This window comes from Micromonospora sp. NPDC051300, assembly GCF_044455315.1.
Taxonomy (GTDB): Bacteria; Actinomycetota; Actinomycetes; order Mycobacteriales; family Micromonosporaceae; genus Micromonospora; species Micromonospora robiginosa.
In genome coordinates this window covers 46,736-64,096 of sequence record NZ_JBITEP010000028.1, presented here as the reverse complement: position 1 = coordinate 64,096, position 17,361 = coordinate 46,736, and the positions used below count along the sequence as shown (strand labels likewise).

The window sequence follows — 17,361 nt, the reverse complement described above, 5'->3', positions numbered from 1 at the left end:
GGAAGGGCCCCTTCTTAACGCCTTCGGTAGAGGAGGGGGCCCCGCTTAACACCTCGCGGGTGAGCGGGGCGTGACAGCGGCCGGAGTGCGGACGCTTCCGTCCGCAGGGCGGGACGGCCTCGCCACCGCGTCGCGACGGTAGGTGGCCGTGACAGACTGTCCGCTGTGTTGCGCTGGCTGACTGCAGGTGAATCGCACGGACCCGCCCTCGTCGCGATGCTGGAGGGGGTGCCCGCCGGGATCGAGGTGACCACCGCCGAGATCGGCGTCGAGCTGGCCCGCCGCCGGCTCGGCTACGGCCGGGGCGCCCGGATGGCGTTCGAGCAGGACGAGATCGAGGTCATCGGCGGGCTCCGGCACGGCGTGACGTTGGGCAGCCCGGTGGCGATCCGGGTCGGCAACTCCGAGTGGCCGAAGTGGCGCACCGTGATGGCCGCCGACCCGGTCGACGCCGACGAGTTGGCCGGTCAGGCCCGTAACGCGCCGCTGACCCGCCCGCGCCCGGGCCACGCCGACCTGGCCGGCATGCAGAAGTACGGGCACACCGACGCCCGGCCGATCCTGGAGCGGGCCAGCGCCCGCGAGACCGCCGCCCGGGTGGCCGTCGGCACGGTCGCCAAGGCCCTGGTCCGGCAGGCGCTCGGCGTCGAGATCGTCTCGCACGTGGTGGAGTTGGGCCCGGTGGCCGCCAAGCCGGGGCTGCGACCCACCCCCGAGGACGCGGCGCGGATCGACGCCGACCCGCTGCGCTGTCTCGACCCGGAGGCGAGCGCCCGGATGGTCTCCGAGGTCGACGCCGCGAAGAAGGCCGCCGACACGCTCGGTGGCGTGGTCGAGGTGCTGGCGTACGGGGTGCCGCCGGGCCTGGGCAGTCACGTGCAGTGGGACCGCAAGCTCGACGCCCGCCTCGCGACCGCGCTGATGTCCATCCAGGCGATCAAGGGCGTCGAGATCGGCGACGGCTGGCAGCAGGCGCGCTCCCGTGGCTCCGAGGCGCACGACGAGATCATTCCCACCGCCACCGGGGTGCGTCGGGTCACCGACCGGGCCGGTGGCCTGGAGGGCGGCATCACCACCGGCGAGCCGCTGCGGGTACGGGCGGCGATGAAGCCGATCTCGTCGCTCAACCGGGCGCTCGCCACGATCGACGTCACCACCGGCGAGCCGGCGACCGCGATCAACCAGCGTTCCGACGTGTGCGCGGTGCCGGCCGCGGCCGTGGTCGCCGAGGCCATGGTGGCGCTGGTGCTGGCCGAGGCGGCGGTGGAGAAGCTCGGCGGCGACTCGGTCGCCGAGATGCGCCGCAACCTGACGAGCTACCTCGACAACCTGGTGATCTCATGAGCACCCGGCCGGTCTGCGTGCTGGTCGGGGCGCCCGGCTCCGGTAAGACCACGGTGGGCACGGCCCTCGCCGACGCGCTCGGTGTGGACTTCCGGGACACCGACACCGACATCGAGCGGATGGCCGGCAAGCCGATCCCGGAGATCTTCGTCGACGAGGGCGAGGACCATTTCCGTACGCTGGAGCGGGCCGCGGTGGCGGCGGCGCTGGCCTCGCACGGCGGGGTGCTCGCGCTCGGCGGCGGCGCGGTGCTCGCCGAGGAGAACCGGGCCGCGCTGATCGGTCACACGGTGGTGCATCTGTCGGTGGAGCTGCCCGACGCGATCAAGCGGGTGGGGTTGGGCGCCGGTCGGCCGCTGCTGGCGTTGAACCCCCGGGCCACGCTCAAGTTCCTGCTGGACCAGCGCCGCCCGCTCTACGGGGAGGTGGCCACCGCCACGGTGGCCACCGACGGCCGCCCGCCTCAGGAGTTGGCCACCGAGATCGCCGCCCTGCTCAAGCCCTGACCGGCGTGCGCCCGGCGGCCGGGCGGCGGGCCGGGCGCTCCGGGCGCCAGGTGGCGAGCAGCGTGAGCGCGAGGGCGATCTCGGCCAGGTCGCCGAGGTAGTACATCAGTGTGGCGCCGGCCCGCAGCTCGGCGCCGGTCGCCGGCACGTCGGCAAGCGCCCCGGCGTAGAGCAGTTGGGCGATCGTGGCGTGCGCGGCCACCCCGACACCGAGCACCACAAGCCGCACCGGCACCCGGGGGCGGTGCGGGCCGGGGTCCGGCCCGGCGATCGACCAGGCGAACAGGCAGCCGCTGAGCAGGAAGTGGGCCTGCACCACCGTGTGCAGCGCCGGACTGTCGAGCGTGGCCCGGTAGAGGGGGGTCAGGTAGAGCAGCCACAGGCCGCCGGCGGTGAGCAGCAGCCCGGTCACCGGGTGGCCGAGCACGCGCGCGAGCGGATGCCGCAGCAGGTGGACCAGCCGCCGGCCGGCGCGCCGGTCCAGGGTGCGCAGCAGCAGCGTGACCGGCGCGCCGAGGATCAGCGCGAGCGGCGCCAGCATGCCGATCAGCAGGTGCTGCCACATGTGCCCGACGAAGTCGCCGCCGGGCGCGAGCAGCCCCGCCGCCACCAGCGCCGCGCCCAGGCCGAAGCTCGCCGTCCGGCCGTGCGGCCAGCCCGGCCGGCCGGGATCCCGGAGCCGCAGCGCGGCGGCGAGGTAGGCCCAGAACGCCACCGCCGGGACGAGCGCGGTCGCCGGAAAGCCACCGGCGGCGTGGCCGGCGTGCGCCAGGCTCACCGCGGCTCCGGCGCGCACAGGTCGACCTCGCCGGCTCGCCGCTGGATCGCCCATCCGACGACCACCAGGACCACGCCGAGGGCGAGGAAGCCGAGGTCCCACCAGGTCTGGTGCGGGCCGGAGCGGACGTGGTGGATGCCGAGCAGGTGGTGGTCGACGATGCCCTCGACCAGGTTGAACAGCCCCCAGCCGACAAGCACCCAGCCCCAGAGCATCGGCGAGCGCCAGAGCCGGCCGCGGGACCGGGTGACCCGGGAGTAGAGCAGCGCCAGCCCGGTCAGCACCGCCACCCAGGTGACGACGTGGAAGAGGCCGTCCCACAGCGTGTTCATCTGCAGGCCCGGCACGGTGTCGACCGGGTAGTCCCGGATACCCACCCGATCGGTGGCGGTGCTGCTGAGCATGTGGTGCCACTGGAGGACCTGGTGCAGCGCGATGCCGTCGACGAAGCCACCGAGACCGATGCCGAGGATCGTGGCGGGAGGGCGGATGCTCATCCCGCCGCCCTACCCGGGGTCCGGCGGGACAAACACCCACGGTGTGGACAGTCGCCGCGCCACGGCCGGGCGCTGGACTAGGCTGCCGGCGATGGACGAGGTGACCCGGATCCCGGTCGGCGGCGGGCGGCCGTACGACGTGCTGGTGGGACGCGACCTGCTCGATCCGCCGCCCGCGCTGCTGCCCGGGGCCGAGCGGGTGGCCTACCTGTTTGCGCGGCCGTTGAAGGCGCTTGCCGAACGGCTCGCCGAGCGGGCCCGCGCGGACGGCGTGACGCCGCTGCTGGTGGAGGTGCCGGACGCCGAGGCGGGCAAGCACGTGGACGTGGCCGCCGCGTGCTGGGACCGGCTCGGCGAGGCTGGCTTCACGCGTACCGACGCGGTGGTGGGGGTGGGTGGCGGCGCGGTCACCGACCTGGCCGGTTTCGTCGCCGCGACCTGGCTGCGCGGGGTGCGCTGGGTGCCGGTGGCGACCTCGCTGCTGGGCATGGTCGACGCCGCCGTCGGCGGCAAGACCGGGATCAACACGGCGGCCGGCAAGAACCTGGTCGGCGCGTTCCACCCGCCGGCCGGCGTGCTCTGCGACCTGGCGACGCTTGACGGCCTGCCGCCGGCCGACCTGGCCGCCGGGATGGCCGAGGTGGTCAAGTGCGGCTTCATCGCCGATCCGGTGATTCTCGACCTGGTCGAGCGGGACCCGGCCGCCGCGCTGGATCCGGCCGGCCCGGTGCTCCGCGAGCTGGTCGAGCGGGCGGTGCGGGTAAAGGCCGGCGTGGTCGCCGGTGACCTGCGCGAGTCCGGGGTGCGCGAGGTGCTCAACTACGGTCACACGCTCGCCCACGCGATCGAGAAGGCGGAGGGCTACCGCTGGCGGCACGGCCACGCGGTCGCGGTGGGGCTGGTCTACGCGGCCACCCTCGCGCGGCTCGCCGGCCGGCTGGACGACGCCACCGCGCGGCGGCACCGGGACGTGCTGGCCGCGCTCGACCTGCCCACCGGCTACCGGGCGGACGCCTGGCCGGAGCTGCTCGCCGCGATGCGGGTGGACAAGAAGACCCGGGGGAGCCGGCTGCGCTTCGTGGTGCTGGACGACCTGGCCCGCCCGGCGATGCTGGAGGGGCCGCCGGACGAGTTGCTGGCCGAGGCGTACCGGGAGATCAGCGCGTGAGGGTGTACGTGCTCAACGGGCCGAACCTGGGCCGGCTCGGCACCCGTCAGGTCGACGTCTACGGGGTGACCAGCTACGCCGACCTGGTGGCCGACTGCGAGCGGATTGGCCGGGAGCTGGGGCTGGACGTGGTGGTCCGGCAGACCGACGCCGAGCACGAGCTGCTGGGCTGGCTGCACGAGGCGGCGGACGAGGCGGCACCGGTGGTGCTCAACCCGGCGGCCTGGTCGCACTACTCGGTCGCGGTGCGGGACGCCTGCGCCATGCTCCGCGCCCCGCTGGTCGAGGTGCACATCTCCAACATCCACGCCCGGGAGGAGTTCCGGCACCACTCGGTGGTCTCCGCGGTGGCGACCGGGGTGATCTGCGGGCTCGGGGTGGACGGCTACCGGCTGGCGCTGCGCCATCTGGCGCAGCGTGCGAGTCCGATTCGACACGGCGAGTAGACTTTACAGGTCCGTCCGCCAATTGATGATCAAGGCAGGAAATGGCCTCCACCAACGACCTGAAGAACGGCCTGGTACTCAACCTGGACGGCGAGCTGTGGGCCGTCGTCGAGTTCCAGCACGTCAAGCCCGGTAAGGGTGGTGCGTTCGTGCGTACCACGCTGAAGAACGTGCTGTCCGGCAAGGTGGTCGACAAGACCTTCAACGCGGGCACCAAGGTCGAGACCGCGACCGTGGACAAGCGCACGATGCAATACCTCTACGCCGACGGCGAGGACTACGTCTTCATGGATCTGGAGACGTTCGACCAGATCACCGTGCTCGGCGGCACCGTCGGCGAGGCCGCCAACTACCTCCTGCCGGAGGCCGAGGCGACCGTCGCCACCCACGAGGGCGTGCCGCTCTACATCGAGCTGCCGACCTCGGTCGTGCTGGAGGTCACCTACACCGAGCCGGGCCTGCAGGGCGACCGCTCGACCGGCGGCAACAAGCCGGCCACCGTCGAGACCGGCGCCACCGTGCAGGTGCCGCTGTTCATCACCACCGGTGAGAAGATCAAGGTCGACACCCGCGACGGCCGTTACCTCGGCCGAGCCTGATGGCCGAGGGTCCGAAGCAGCAGATGCCGGCGCGCCGCAAGGCGCGCAAGCGGGCGCTGGACGTGCTCTTCGAGGCCGACCTGCGGGACCGCCCGCCGGTCGAGGTGCTCGCCGGCTACCTGGAGCGGATCGAGCAGCCCCGCCCGGACCACATCGGCTACGCCGTCGGGCTGGTCGAGGGCGTCGCGGCGCACCTGGACCGGATCGACGAGACGATCGCCAGCTACGCCGAGGGGTGGACGCTGGACCGGATGCCGGTGGTCGACCGCAACCTGGCCCGCATCGCCGTGTACGAGCTGCTCTACGTCGACGAGATCGACGACGCGGTGGCGATCAGCGAGGCTGTCGAGCTGGCCCGGCAGATGTCGACCGACGACTCGCCCCGCTTCCTCAACGGCATTCTCGGCCGGATCGCCGAGTACGCCAGCCGCTGAGACCCGCAGGCAGGAACGACGAAGGGCCCGTGCCGAACGGCACGGGCCCTTCGTGCGGGCGTCAGGAGGCGAAGAACGCGCGCGGGTCGGCGACCAGCACACCGTGCTCGGTGAGCCGCTCGATCAGGCCCGACGGCGAGGCGTCGTAGACGATCGCGAGGGCGCGTAGGTCGTCGGCGCGGATGGAGAGCACCCGGCCGTTGTAGTCGCCGCGCTGCTGCTGGATGGCGCGGGCGTAGCGGGCGACGTACGCGAGGTCCTCGGAGGCCTCGTCGTAGAGGCGCTCCAGGTCCAGCACGATCTTGCTGGTGGGCTCGTGACGCACCCCACTGCCGTCGGGCAGCAGCTCGGAGACGGGAACGCGGTAGAAGTCGGCCAGCTCCGCCAGGCGGGACACGGTGACGGCGCGGTCGCCGCGCTCGTACGAGCCGACCACCACGGCCTTCCACCGCCCGTTCGACTTCTCCTCCACCCCCTGCAGGGACAGGCCCTGCTGCTGGCGGATGGAGCGCAGGCGGGCGCCCAGCGACTTGGCGTATTCAGAGGGCATTCGGACACTCCCAGTGCTGCTCGGGGTTCTCCCAGCTATCGCTACGGAGCGTGACGGTACGGGGATTGAGACACCTGGTCAAGTGGTGTTGTCAAGGAGGGTCGGCAGGCCGGTGTGGCTTGTCCGCATTTCTCCGGGCTGACCTGCAGGTCAGGACCGGCGGCGGTGGGCCCGGTGACCGCTGGTAACGTGGCGTGAAGCCCCGGTCCGGGCCCCTCGCGGGCCCGCCGGAGTCGATAGACGTCCTTTAACGACCCGTCCCGTGAGGCGGGGAAGGAGGTCCGCCGTGGCCTACCCACCGGCTGCCCATCCGTCGCCGCCGCGACAACCCTCGGTGAAGGTGATCCTCGCCGCCGCCGACGTCTCGCGGGTGGTCGACCGCATCGCCCACCAGATCCTGGAGAAGACCCAGGGCGCCGCCGACACCGTGCTGCTCGGCATCCCCACCCGGGGCGTGCCGCTGGCCCGCCGCCTGGCGGCCCGGATCAGCACGTTCGAGGACGTGACCGTCCCGGTCGGCGTGCTCGACATCACGCTCTACCGCGACGACCTGCGCCGGCACGCCACCCGCGCGGTCGGCCCGACCGACCTGCCGCCGGGCGGCATCGACGGCCGGCGGGTCGTGCTCGTCGACGACGTGCTCTTCTCCGGCCGCACCGTGCGGGCCGCGCTGGACGCGCTCAGCGACGTCGGCCGCCCGGCTTCCGTGCAGCTCGCGGTCCTGGTCGACCGGGGCCACCGCCAACTGCCGATCCGCGCCGACTACGTCGGCAAGAACATCCCCACCGCGCTGGCCGAGAACGTCAAGGTCACCCTCGCCGAGACCGACGGCGACGACGAGGTACGGCTGTACGGAGGCGACCTCTCATGATCCGGCATCTGCTCTCCGGCGCCGACCTGGACGCCGACACCGCCACCCTGGTCCTGGACACCGCGGCCGAGATGGCCACCGTGGCCGGCCGGGAGGTGAAGAAGCTGCCCGCGCTGCGCGGGCGGACCGTGGTCAACCTCTTCTACGAGGACTCGACCCGCACCCGGATCTCGTTCGAGGCGGCCGCCAAGCGGCTGAGCGCCGACGTGATCAACTTCTCCGCCAAGGGTTCCAGCGTGACCAAGGGCGAGAGCCTGAAGGACACCGCGCTCACCCTCCAGGCGATGGGCGCCGACGCGGTGGTCGTCCGGCATCCCGCCTCCGGCGCCCCGCACCGGCTGGCCGACTGGGTGGACGGGTCGGTGGTCAACGCCGGCGACGGCACCCACGAGCACCCCACCCAGGCGCTGCTCGACGCGTACACCATGCGGTCCCGGCTGGGCCGGCTCGCCGGCCTGCACGTGGCGATCGTCGGCGACGTGCTGCACTCCCGGGTGGCCCGCTCCAACGTGCTGCTGCTGAGCACGCTGGGCGCCAAGGTCACCCTGGTCGGCCCGCCGACGCTCATCCCGGTCGACATCTCGCCCGCGCTCGCCCCCGGCATCGACGTCTCCTACGACCTGGACACCGTTCTTCCCGACGTGGACGTGGTGATGATGCTGCGGGTGCAGCGGGAACGGATGAGCGACTCCTACTTCCCGTCGGCCCGCGAGTACGCCCGCCGCTACGGGCTGGACGGTCCGCGCATGCGGCGGCTGCCCGAGCACGCGATCGTCATGCACCCCGGGCCGATGAACCGGGGCATGGAGATCACGCCCGAGGTCGCCGACTCGTCCCGCTCCACCATCGTCGAACAGGTCGCCAACGGGGTCTCCGTGCGGATGGCCGTCCTCTACCTGCTGCTCGGAGGGAGCAACCGGTGACCGCGTACCTGGTCAAGAACGTCAGCCCGGTCGGCGGCGAGCCGACCGACCTGCTCATCCGCGACGGCGTGGTCGCCGAGGTCGGCGCCGGCCTGGGTGCGGACGACGCCACGGTGATCGACGCGACCGGCCTGGTCGCGCTGCCCGGCCTGGTCGACCTGCACACCCACCTGCGCGAGCCCGGCCGGGAGGACGCCGAGACGGTCGAGTCCGGCTCCCGGGCGGCGGCGCTCGGCGGCTACACGGCGGTCTGCGCGATGGCCAACACCTCGCCGGTCGCGGACACCGCCGGCGTGGTCGAGCAGGTGTGGCGGCTCGGCCGGGAGGCCGGCCTGGTCGACGTGCAGCCGATCGGCGCGGTCACCGTCGGCCTGGCCGGCGAGCGCCTGGCCGAGCTGGGCGCGATGGCCGACTCCGCGGCCCGGGTGCGGATCTTCTCCGACGACGGGCACTGCGTCGCCGACCCGCGGCTGATGCGCCGGGCGCTGGAGTACGTCAAGGCGTTCGACGGGGTGATCGCTCAGCACGCCGAGGAGCCCCGGCTCACCGAGGGCGCGCAGATGCACGAGGGCGAGGTCTCCACGCGGCTCGGCCTGACCGGCTGGCCGGCGGTCGCCGAGGAGGCGATCATCGCCCGGGACGTGCTGCTGGCCGAGCACGTGGGCAGCCGGCTGCACGTCTGCCACGTCTCCACCGCCGGCAGCGTCGAGGTGCTGCGCCACGCCAAGGCGCGCGGCGTGCGGGTGACCGCCGAGGTGACGCCGCACCACCTGCTGCTCACCGACCAGCGGGCCGAGAGCTACGACCCGGTCTTCAAGGTCAACCCGCCGCTGCGCACCGCCGCCGACGTCGACGCGCTGCGGGCCGCGCTGGCCGAGGGCGTGATCGACGTGATCGCCACCGACCACGCGCCGCACGCGGTGGAGGACAAGGAGTGCGAGTGGGCGTACGCCCGGCCGGGCATGCTCGGCCTGGAGACCGCGCTCTCCGTCGCGCTCGACGTGCTCGGCCCGCGGTGGGACCTGATCGCCGAGCGGATGTCACGCGTGCCCGCCCGGATCGCCGGGCTGACCGGTCACGGCCTCGACCCGGCGCCCGGCGTGCCGGCCAACCTGACCCTTGTCGACCCGGCCGCCCGCCGGGTGATCGAGCCGGCCGAGCTGGCCAGTCGCAGTCGCAACACCCCGTACGCCCGCATGACGCTGCCGGGTCGCATCGTGGCGACCTTCCTGCGCGGCGAGCCGACGGTCCTGGACGGAAAGGCAACCAAGTGAGTCGCAGGCGTTCAGCGATGCTCGTCCTGGAGGACGGGCGCACGTTCCACGGCGAGGCGTACGGCAGCGTCGGGGAGACCTTCGGCGAGGCGGTCTTCAACACCGGCATGACCGGCTACCAGGAGACGCTCACCGACCCCTCCTACCACCGCCAGGTGGTGGTGCAGACCGCGCCGCACATCGGCAACACCGGCGTCAACGGCGAGGACGACGAGTCCGGCCGGATCTGGGTGGCCGGGTACGTGGTGCGGGACCCGGCCCGGATCGGCTCGAACTGGCGCGCCACCGGCGGGCTGGAGGACCGGCTCGCCGCCGAGGGTGTGGTCGGCATCAGCGGCATCGACACCCGGGCGCTCACCCGGCACCTGCGGGAGCGCGGCGCCATGCGGGTCGGCGTCTCCAGCGTCGACGACGACCCGGCCGCCCTGCTGGAGCGGGTCCGCACCTCGCCGGGCATGGTCGGCGCGGACCTGTCCACCGAGGTGACAACCGCCAAGCCGTACGTGGTCGAGGCGCAGGGCGCGCACCGGTTCACGGTGGCCGCGCTGGACCTGGGCATCAAGCGCAACGTGCCGCGCCGGCTCGCCGCCCGCGGGGTCACCACCCACGTGCTGCCGGCCGGCTCGACCATCGACGACCTGCTCGCCACCGGCGCGGACGCGGTCTTCCTCTCGCCCGGTCCGGGCGACCCGGCGACCGCCGACGGACCGGTCGCCCTGGCGCGGGAGGTGCTCACCCGGCGGATCCCGCTGTTCGGCATCTGCTTCGGCAGCCAGATCCTCGGCCGGGCGCTCGGCTTCGGCACCTACAAGCTCGGGTACGGCCACCGCGGCATCAACCAGCCGGTGCTCGACCGGGCCACCGGCAAGGTCGAGGTGACCAGCCACAACCACGGCTTCGCCGTGGAGGTCCCCGGGGTGCGCTCCGGCGCGGTGGTGCCCGACCAGGTGGTCGACACCGACTTCGGCGGGGTCCGGGTCTCCCATGTGTGCCTCAATGACAACGTGGTCGAGGGGCTGCGGGCCGAGGACGTGCCCGCCTTCACCGTCCAGTACCACCCGGAGGCGGCGGCCGGCCCGCACGACGCGGACTACCTGTTCGACCGCTTCGCCGAGCTCATCGAAGGCGGCAAGAATGCCTAAGCGGACCGACCTGAAGCACGTGCTGGTGATCGGCTCCGGGCCGATCGTGATCGGACAGGCCTGCGAGTTCGACTACTCCGGCACCCAGGCGTGCCGGGTACTGCGCAGCGAGGGGATCCGGGTCAGCCTGGTCAACTCCAACCCGGCGACGATCATGACGGACCCGGAGTTCGCGGACGCCACGTACGTCGAGCCGATCACGCCCGAGTTCGTCGAGCTGGTCATCGCCAAGGAGCGCCCGGACGCGCTGCTGCCGACCCTGGGCGGCCAGACCGCGCTGAACACCGCGGTGGCGCTGCACTCCGCCGGCGTGCTGGAGAAGTACGGGGTCGAGCTGATCGGCGCCAACATCGAGGCGATCAACCGGGGCGAGGACCGGCAGCTCTTCAAGGACATCGTGGCCCAGGCCGGCGTACGCCTGGGTGTCGAGGACCCGTCGACGCTGACCCCCCGCTCGCGGGTCTGCCACTCCATGGACGAGGTCCGCGACACGGTCGCCGAGCTGGGCCTGCCGGTGGTCGTCCGCCCGTCGTTCACGATGGGCGGCCTGGGCTCCGGGATGGCGCACACCGACGCCGACCTGGAGCGCATCGCCGGTTCCGGCCTGGCCGCCAGCCCGGTGCACGAGGTGCTGATCGAGGAGAGCGTGCTCGGCTGGAAGGAGTACGAGCTGGAGCTGATGCGCGACCGCCACGACAACGTGGTGGTGGTGTGCTCGATCGAGAACGTCGACCCGATGGGCGTGCACACCGGCGACAGCGTGACCGTCGCCCCGGCCATGACGCTCACCGACCGGGAGTACCAGCGCCTGCGGGACCTGGGCATCGCGGTGCTGCGCGAGGTCGGGGTGGACACCGGCGGCTGCAACATCCAGTTCGCGGTCAACCCGGTCGACGGCCGGATCGTGGTGATCGAGATGAACCCCCGGGTGTCGCGCTCCTCGGCGTTGGCCTCGAAGGCCACCGGCTTCCCGATCGCCAAGATCGCCGCGAAGCTCGCGGTCGGCTACACGCTCGACGAGATCCCCAACGACATCACGCTCAAGACGCCCGCCGCGTTCGAGCCGACGCTCGACTACGTGGTGGTGAAGATCCCCCGGTTCGCGTTCGAGAAGTTCCCCGGCGCCGACCCGGAGCTGACCACCACGATGAAGTCGGTGGGCGAGGCGATGAGCCTGGGCCGCAACTTCACCGAGGCGCTGAACAAGGCGATGCGCTCGATGGAGACCAAAGCGGCCGGCTTCTGGACCGTCCCCGACCCGGCGGGCGCCACGAGGGAGAACACGCTCACGGCGCTGCGGATGCCGCACGACGGCCGGCTCTACACCGTCGAGCGGGCGCTGCGCCTCGGCGCGTCGATCGCCGAGGTGGCCGAGGCGTCCGGCGGCATGGACCCGTGGTTCCTGGACCAGATCGCCGGGCTGATCGAGCTGCGCGACGAGATCGTCGACGCGCCGGTGCTCGACGCCGGCCTGCTGCGCCGGGCCAAGCGGGCCGGCCTGTCCGACCGGCAGCTCGCCGCGCTGCGCCCCGAGCTGGCCGCCGAGGACGGCGTCCGCACGCTGCGGCACCGTCTCGGCATCCGGCCGGTCTACAAGACGGTGGACACCTGCGCGGCCGAGTTCGAGGCGACCACGCCCTACCACTACTCGACGTACGACTCCGAGACGGAGGTGGCGCCCTCGGCCCGGCCGAAGGTGCTCATCCTCGGCTCCGGGCCGAACCGGATCGGGCAGGGCATCGAGTTCGACTACTCGTGCGTGCACGCGGTGCAGGCCCTTCGGGAGGTCGGTTACGAGACGGTGATGGTCAACTGCAACCCGGAGACCGTCTCCACCGACTACGACACCGCCGACCGGCTCTACTTCGAGCCGCTGACCTTCGAGGACGTGCTGGAGGCGTGGCACGCCGAGGACTCGTCCGGCAGGGCGGCCGGCGGTCCCGGCGTGGTCGGGGTGGTGGTGCAGCTCGGCGGCCAGACCCCGCTCGGCCTGGCCCAGCGGCTCAAGGACGCCGGCGTGCCGGTGGTGGGCACCTCCCCGGAGTCGATCCACCTGGCCGAAGAGCGGGGCGCGTTCGGCGCGGTGCTGGCCCGGGCCGGGCTGCGCGCGCCCGCGCACGGCATGGCCACCTCGTACGAGGAGGCGAAGGCGATCGCCGAGGAGATCGGCTACCCGGTGCTGGTCCGGCCCTCGTACGTGCTCGGCGGCCGGGGCATGGAGATCGTCTACGACGACGCCACGCTGCGCGACTACATCGGCCGGGCCACCGAGATCTCGCCCGACCACCCGGTGCTGGTGGACCGGTTCCTCGACGACGCCATCGAGATCGACGTGGACGCGCTCGTGGACGCGGACGGCGACGTCTACCTGGGCGGCGTGATGGAGCACATCGAGGAGGCCGGCATCCACTCCGGCGACTCGTCCTGCGCGCTGCCGCCGATCACGCTGGCCGGCTCCCACCTCACCCAGGTGCGCCGCTACACCGAGGAGATCGCCCGGGGCGTCGGGGTACGCGGCCTGCTCAACGTGCAGTACGCGTTGCAGGGCGACACGCTCTACGTGCTGGAGGCCAACCCGCGCGCCTCCCGGACCGTCCCGTTCGTCTCCAAGGCGACCGCGGTGCCGCTGGCCAAGGCGGCGGCCCGGATCGCGCTGGGCGCCACGATCGCCGAGCTGCGCGCCGAGGGGATGCTGCCGCCGACCGGGGACGGCGGCACCATGCCGCCGGACGCGCCGATCGCGGTCAAGGAGGCGGTGCTGCCGTTCAAGCGGTTCCGCACCCCGTCGGGCAAGGGCATCGACGTGCTGCTCGGCCCGGAGATGCGCTCCACCGGCGAGGTGATGGGCATCGACACCGGCTTCGGTCAGGCGTTCGCGAAGTCGCAGGCCGCCGCGTACGGGTCGCTGCCCACCGCCGGGAAGATCTTCGTCTCGGTAGCGAACCGGGACAAGCGCGGCATGATCTTCCCGATCAAGCGCCTGGCCGACCTGGGCTTCCAGATCGTCGCCACCACCGGCACGGCGGAGGTGCTGCGCCGGCACGGCATCGCCTGCGAGCAGATCCGCAAGCACTACGAGTCGGGCGAGGGCGCGGACGCGGTGTCGCTGATCCTCGGCGGCGACGTGGCGCTCGTGGTGAACACGCCGCAGGGCTCCGGGGCGAGCGCCCGCTCGGACGGCTACGAGATCCGCAGCGCCGCCGTGACGGCGGACATCCCGTGCGTCACCACGGTCCCGGGCGCGGCGGCGGCGGTGATGGGCATCGAGGCGCGCATCAACGGCGACCTCCGCGTCCGCCCGCTCCAGGACCTGCACGCCGCCCTCCGGGCCAACGAGTGACCACCCCGTGGGCCATGAGGGTGGCGGATGTCGCCGCCACCCTCATGATCATCGAGTCGGGGGGCGCGCGGTGATCTTCGAGAGGGTGGTGCGGCCCCGGCTGTTCGCGCTGGGGGGCGGCGACGCGGAGGCGGCGCACGAGTGGACCCTGGCGCGACTCGCCGGGCTGTCGCGGCGTCCGGCGGCGTTGGCGGCGCTGCGTCGCGCGTACTTCCGGGCCGCGCCGCGCGAGGTGTTCGGGGTGCGGTTCCCGAACCCGGTCGGGCTGGCGGCCGGGATGGACAAGAACGGCGTGGCGCTGCCGGCCTGGCCGGCGCTGGGCTTCGGCTTCGTCGAGGTCGGCACCGTCACCGCGCACGCCCAGCCGGGCAACCCCCGGCCCCGGCTGTTCCGGCTGCGCGACAGCGAGGCCGTGGTCAACCGGATGGGCTTCAACAACGCCGGCGCCGAGGCGCTCGCGGCCCGGCTGTCGGCGCTGCCCCGCCCGCTCGGTGTGCCGCTGGGCATCTCGCTGGGCAAGTCCAAGGTGACGCCGCTGGACGAGGCGGTCGAGGACTACCTGGCCTCCTACCGCGCGCTCAGGGGGCACGGCGACTACTTCGCGGTGAACGTGTCCTCGCCGAACACCCCGGGCCTGCGGTCGCTTCAGGACCGCTCGCACCTGGACGCGCTGCTCGCCGCGCTGGTGGGGGAGAAGCCGGTGCTGGTGAAGATCGCCCCGGACCTCACCGACGCGGCCGTGGCCGAGCTGCTGGAGGTCTGCCTGGACCGGGGCGCGGCAGGCGTCATCGCCACCAACACCACGCTCGGCCGCGACGGGCTCGCCCCGGCCGACCGGGCGCGCGGCGCCGAGGCCGGCGGCCTGTCCGGGCGGCCGTTGACCGCCCGGTCCCGGGAACTGGTCGCGTTCGTGCACCGGGAGACCGGGGGTCGGCTGCCGGTGATCGGCGTCGGCGGCATCCTCGACCCCGACGACGCGACCCGGATGTTCGACGCCGGCGCCGCCCTGGTGCAGCTCTACACCGGCTTCATCTACCGCGGCCCGTCCCTCACCCGAGCCATCACCACCCGCACCCCACCCCGCTAAAACCCACCCACCCCACCCACCCCACCCCACCCCACCCCAGCGCCGTCGCGCGATCTTGCAGTTGCGGCCCCGGCATACCGCCCGAACCGGGCAGGCGGCGGGCCGAAACTGCAAGATCGCGGGGGGAGGGGGAAGGAGGGAAGGAGGAGCCGTGACGCCTGAGGAGATCCTCGCCGTGGACCGGCGGCATGTCTGGCATCCCTATGCGGCGATGCCGTCGGGCAGCCCGCCGCTCGTGGTCGACAGCGCCGCCGGGGTACGGCTGCGGCTGGCGGACGGTCGGGAGCTGGTCGACGGCATGTCGTCGTGGTGGGCGGCCATCCACGGCTACCGGCACCCGGTGCTGGACGCCGCGGTGACCGACCAGCTCGGCCGGATGAGCCACGTGATGTTCGGCGGGCTCACCCACGAGCCGGCCGCGCGCCTGGCCGCCACCCTGGTCGAGCTGGCCCCGGACGGCCTGGAGCACGTCTTCCTGGCCGACTCCGGCTCGGTGAGCGTCGAGGTCGCGGTGAAGATGTGCCTGCAGTACCAGCGCGCCGTGGGGCGCCCGGAGCGTCGCCGCCTGGGCACCTGGCGGGGCGGCTACCACGGCGACACGTTCCACCCGATGAGCGTCTGCGACCCGGAGGGCGGCATGCACCACCTCTGGGGCGACGTGCTGCCCCGGCAGGTCTTCGCGCCCTTGCCGCCCGCCGGCTTCGACGCCCCGCCGGACCCGGCGTACGAGGCGGCGCTCGTGGACGCGGTCGAACGGCACGCCGACGAACTGGCGGCGGTGATCGTCGAACCGGTGGTCCAGGGCGCCGGCGGGATGCGCTTCCACCACCCGCACTACCTTCGGGTGCTGCGCGAGGTGACCGCGGCGCACGGCATCCTGCTGGTCTTCGACGAGATCGCCACCGGCTTCGGCCGGACCGGGCGGATGTTCGCCGCCGAGCACGCCGGCGTCACGCCCGACGTGCTCTGCGTCGGCAAGGCGCTCACGGGTGGCTACCTGACGCTGGCCGCGGCGCTCTGCACGCCGCGGGTGGCCGGCGCGATCTCGGCCGACGGGGTGCTGGCGCACGGGCCGACGTTCATGGGCAACCCGCTGGCGTGCGCGGTCGCGAACGCTTCCCTGGGCCTGCTGCGGGCCGGGGACTGGGCCGGGCGGGTGGCGGGGATCGCCGACGGGCTGCGGGCCGGCCTGGCGCCGCTGCGCGGCGTGCCCGGGGTGGCCGACGTGCGGGTGCTCGGCGCGATCGGCGTGGTGCAACTGGACCACGAGGTGGACCTGCCGGCCGCCACGGCCGCCGCGGTGGCCGAGGGGGTGTGGCTGCGCCCGTTCCGGGACCTCGTCTACACCATGCCGCCGTACGTCTGCGACGCCGCGGACGTGGCCCGGATCGCGGCCGGCGTGGCGGCGGCGGCCAAGGCCGGCTGAGTCCGGTCGTGACGCGGCGGAGGGTCCGTCGCGGGGCACGGAGGCGGCCGCGCCGCCGGGAGAGGAAGAGAGAGGCGATGGAGACGTTCGGGGTACGCCTGCACCGGGCGGTGGCGGAGCGGGGACCGCTCTGCGTGGGGATCGACCCGCATCCCGGGTTGCTGGCCGACTGGGGACTGCCCGACGACGTCGAGGGGCTGGAGCGGTTCTGCCGCATCGTGGTGGAGGCGGTCGGCGACCGGGTGGCCGTGGTCAAGCCGCAGTCGGCGTTCTTCGAGCGCTTCGGCGCGCGCGGGGTGGGCGTGCTTGAGTCAACTATCCGACAGTTGCGAAATGGGGGCGCGCTCGTTCTCCTCGACGTCAAGCGTGGCGACATCGGTTCGACGGTCCGCGCGTACGCCTCGGCGTACCTTGATCCATCCAGTCCGCTGTATGTCGACGCGATCACCGCGAGCCCCTACCTGGGAGTAGGTTCGCTCGCGCCGATGATCTCCACGGCCGCCGAGCACGGTGGCGGGGTGTTCGTCCTGGCGCTCACCTCGAACCCCGAGGGCGCCGGTGTGCAGCGTGCCGTCGGTGCCGACGGGCGCACCGTCGCGCAGACCGTGATCGACGAGATTTCCCAGCTCAACCGGGGTGCGGAGCCGCTCGGCAGCTTCGGTCTGGTGGTCGGCGCGACGATCGGTGAGACCGGTCACGACCTCGGCGCGGTCAACGGTCCGCTGCTCGCCCCGGGCCTGGGCGCGCAGGGCGGCACCCCCGCCGGGCTCCGTACGGTGTTCGGCGCCGCGCTCCCGTCGGTGCTGCCGTCGTACTCCCGGGAGGTGCTGGGCGCGGGGCCGGAACCGGACGCCCTGCGGGCCGCCACCGAGCGGGTGCTGGCCGAGTGCCGGGCCGCGCTGGCCACCGCCTGACTGACTGACGGCTCGGTCACTTTACGTTGATCATCGCGCGTCCACGTTGCCGAAAGCTCCGT

Annotated in this window: 17 protein-coding genes; 14 read left to right on the top strand and 3 right to left on the bottom strand. The window is 73.2% G+C overall.

Annotation, left to right across the window (positions count from 1 at the left end; translation table 11 throughout):
* Positions 1 to 165: 165 nt before the first annotated feature.
* Together aroC and ACIA5A_RS25140 are read left to right on the top strand one after the other, a co-directional pair.
* Positions 166 to 1,344, top strand: coding sequence for a chorismate synthase (gene aroC, locus ACIA5A_RS25145; RefSeq protein ID WP_396766863.1), 1,179 nt, complete (start codon positions 166 to 168; stop codon positions 1,342 to 1,344).
* The gene (locus tag ACIA5A_RS25140; protein WP_396766861.1) at positions 1,341 to 1,850 is read left to right on the top strand and encodes a shikimate kinase; all 510 of its coding nucleotides are present in this window, start codon (positions 1,341 to 1,343) and stop codon (positions 1,848 to 1,850) included. The genes aroC and ACIA5A_RS25140 overlap by 4 nt, the downstream gene beginning before the upstream one ends.
* Here the strand turns inward: ACIA5A_RS25140 and ACIA5A_RS25135 are convergent.
* A complete protein-coding gene (locus tag ACIA5A_RS25135; protein WP_396766856.1) occupies positions 1,840 to 2,628 on the bottom strand; it encodes a cytochrome c oxidase assembly protein in 789 nt (262 codons plus the stop codon). The genes ACIA5A_RS25140 and ACIA5A_RS25135 overlap by 11 nt on opposite strands.
* Entirely contained in the window at positions 2,625 to 3,125 is a 501-nt protein-coding gene (locus tag ACIA5A_RS25130; RefSeq protein WP_396766854.1) for a DUF2243 domain-containing protein, read from the bottom strand. The genes ACIA5A_RS25135 and ACIA5A_RS25130 overlap by 4 nt, the downstream gene beginning before the upstream one ends.
* 91 nt (positions 3,126 to 3,216) lie before the next feature.
* On the opposite strand from ACIA5A_RS25130, the gene aroB reads away from it, so the two are divergent.
* The 4 genes from aroB to nusB are packed head-to-tail and all read left to right on the top strand — an operon-like array spanning position 3,217 to position 5,772.
* On the top strand, positions 3,217 to 4,293 hold the full coding sequence (gene aroB / locus ACIA5A_RS25125) for a 3-dehydroquinate synthase (protein ID WP_396766852.1): 1,077 nt from the start codon (positions 3,217 to 3,219) through the stop codon (positions 4,291 to 4,293).
* Positions 4,290 to 4,739: a type II 3-dehydroquinate dehydratase gene (gene aroQ, locus ACIA5A_RS25120; protein ID WP_396766850.1), complete on the top strand. Its 450-nt coding sequence runs from the start codon at positions 4,290 to 4,292 to the stop codon at positions 4,737 to 4,739. Before aroB ends, aroQ begins: the two co-directional genes overlap by 4 nt.
* Positions 4,740 to 4,780: 41 nt before the next feature.
* Positions 4,781 to 5,338 (top strand): elongation factor P, encoded by a 558-nt coding sequence (gene efp, locus ACIA5A_RS25115; RefSeq protein ID WP_091067144.1) that lies wholly within the window; start codon positions 4,781 to 4,783, stop codon positions 5,336 to 5,338.
* 23 nt (positions 5,339 to 5,361) lie between these two features.
* On the top strand, positions 5,362 to 5,772 hold the full coding sequence (nusB, locus tag ACIA5A_RS25110; RefSeq protein WP_181572759.1) for a transcription antitermination factor NusB: 411 nt from the start codon (positions 5,362 to 5,364) through the stop codon (positions 5,770 to 5,772).
* Between the two features lie 61 nt (positions 5,773 to 5,833).
* Here the strand turns inward: nusB and ACIA5A_RS25105 are convergent, their stop codons facing one another.
* Positions 5,834 to 6,322, bottom strand: coding sequence for a transcriptional regulator (locus ACIA5A_RS25105; protein WP_013285505.1), 489 nt, complete (start codon positions 6,320 to 6,322; stop codon positions 5,834 to 5,836).
* A 286-nt stretch (positions 6,323 to 6,608) separates the two neighbouring features.
* Between ACIA5A_RS25105 and pyrR the strand changes: the two genes are divergently transcribed.
* From pyrR to pyrF, 8 genes are all read left to right on the top strand, one after another.
* Positions 6,609 to 7,193, top strand: a complete 585-nt coding sequence (gene pyrR, locus ACIA5A_RS25100; protein WP_396766848.1) for a bifunctional pyr operon transcriptional regulator/uracil phosphoribosyltransferase PyrR — start codon at positions 6,609 to 6,611, stop codon at positions 7,191 to 7,193.
* Entirely contained in the window at positions 7,190 to 8,116 is a 927-nt protein-coding gene (locus tag ACIA5A_RS25095; RefSeq protein ID WP_396766846.1) for an aspartate carbamoyltransferase catalytic subunit, read from the top strand. The genes pyrR and ACIA5A_RS25095 overlap by 4 nt, the downstream gene beginning before the upstream one ends.
* Positions 8,113 to 9,390 (top strand): dihydroorotase, encoded by a 1,278-nt coding sequence (locus tag ACIA5A_RS25090; protein WP_396766844.1) that lies wholly within the window; start codon positions 8,113 to 8,115, stop codon positions 9,388 to 9,390. The genes ACIA5A_RS25095 and ACIA5A_RS25090 overlap by 4 nt, the downstream gene beginning before the upstream one ends.
* 17 nt (positions 9,391 to 9,407) lie before the next feature.
* Complete coding sequence (gene carA / locus ACIA5A_RS25085) at positions 9,408 to 10,532, top strand: glutamine-hydrolyzing carbamoyl-phosphate synthase small subunit (RefSeq protein WP_396766842.1); 1,125 nt, start codon at positions 9,408 to 9,410, stop codon at positions 10,530 to 10,532.
* Positions 10,525 to 13,872, top strand: a complete 3,348-nt coding sequence (carB, locus tag ACIA5A_RS25080) for a carbamoyl-phosphate synthase large subunit (RefSeq protein ID WP_396766840.1) — start codon at positions 10,525 to 10,527, stop codon at positions 13,870 to 13,872. The genes carA and carB overlap by 8 nt, the downstream gene beginning before the upstream one ends.
* Before the next feature lie 70 nt (positions 13,873 to 13,942).
* A complete protein-coding gene (locus tag ACIA5A_RS25075; protein WP_396766836.1) occupies positions 13,943 to 14,959 on the top strand; it encodes a quinone-dependent dihydroorotate dehydrogenase in 1,017 nt (338 codons plus the stop codon).
* A 151-nt stretch (positions 14,960 to 15,110) separates the two neighbouring features.
* Positions 15,111 to 16,385, top strand: coding sequence for an adenosylmethionine--8-amino-7-oxononanoate transaminase (locus ACIA5A_RS25070; protein WP_396766834.1), 1,275 nt, complete (start codon positions 15,111 to 15,113; stop codon positions 16,383 to 16,385).
* Positions 16,386 to 16,462: 77 nt separating this feature from the next.
* On the top strand, positions 16,463 to 17,299 hold the full coding sequence (gene pyrF, locus ACIA5A_RS25065) for an orotidine-5'-phosphate decarboxylase (RefSeq protein ID WP_396766832.1): 837 nt from the start codon (positions 16,463 to 16,465) through the stop codon (positions 17,297 to 17,299).
* Positions 17,300 to 17,361 lie beyond the last annotated feature (62 nt).

Coding starts and splice junctions, on each gene's coding strand:
- ACIA5A_RS25140 (WP_396766861.1), top strand. CDS start 1,341: ATGAGCACCCGGCCGGTCTGCGTGCTGGTCGGGGCGCCCGGCTCCGGT.
- ACIA5A_RS25130 (WP_396766854.1), bottom strand. CDS start 3,125: ATGAGCATCCGCCCTCCCGCCACGATCCTCGGCATCGGTCTCGGTGGC.
- aroB (WP_396766852.1), top strand. CDS start 3,217: ATGGACGAGGTGACCCGGATCCCGGTCGGCGGCGGGCGGCCGTACGAC.
- efp (WP_091067144.1), top strand. CDS start 4,781: ATGGCCTCCACCAACGACCTGAAGAACGGCCTGGTACTCAACCTGGAC.
- nusB (WP_181572759.1), top strand. CDS start 5,362: ATGCCGGCGCGCCGCAAGGCGCGCAAGCGGGCGCTGGACGTGCTCTTC.
- ACIA5A_RS25105 (WP_013285505.1), bottom strand. CDS start 6,322: ATGCCCTCTGAATACGCCAAGTCGCTGGGCGCCCGCCTGCGCTCCATC.
- ACIA5A_RS25095 (WP_396766846.1), top strand. CDS start 7,190: ATGATCCGGCATCTGCTCTCCGGCGCCGACCTGGACGCCGACACCGCC.
- carA (WP_396766842.1), top strand. CDS start 9,408: ATGCTCGTCCTGGAGGACGGGCGCACGTTCCACGGCGAGGCGTACGGC.
- carB (WP_396766840.1), top strand. CDS start 10,525: ATGCCTAAGCGGACCGACCTGAAGCACGTGCTGGTGATCGGCTCCGGG.
- pyrF (WP_396766832.1), top strand. CDS start 16,463: ATGGAGACGTTCGGGGTACGCCTGCACCGGGCGGTGGCGGAGCGGGGA.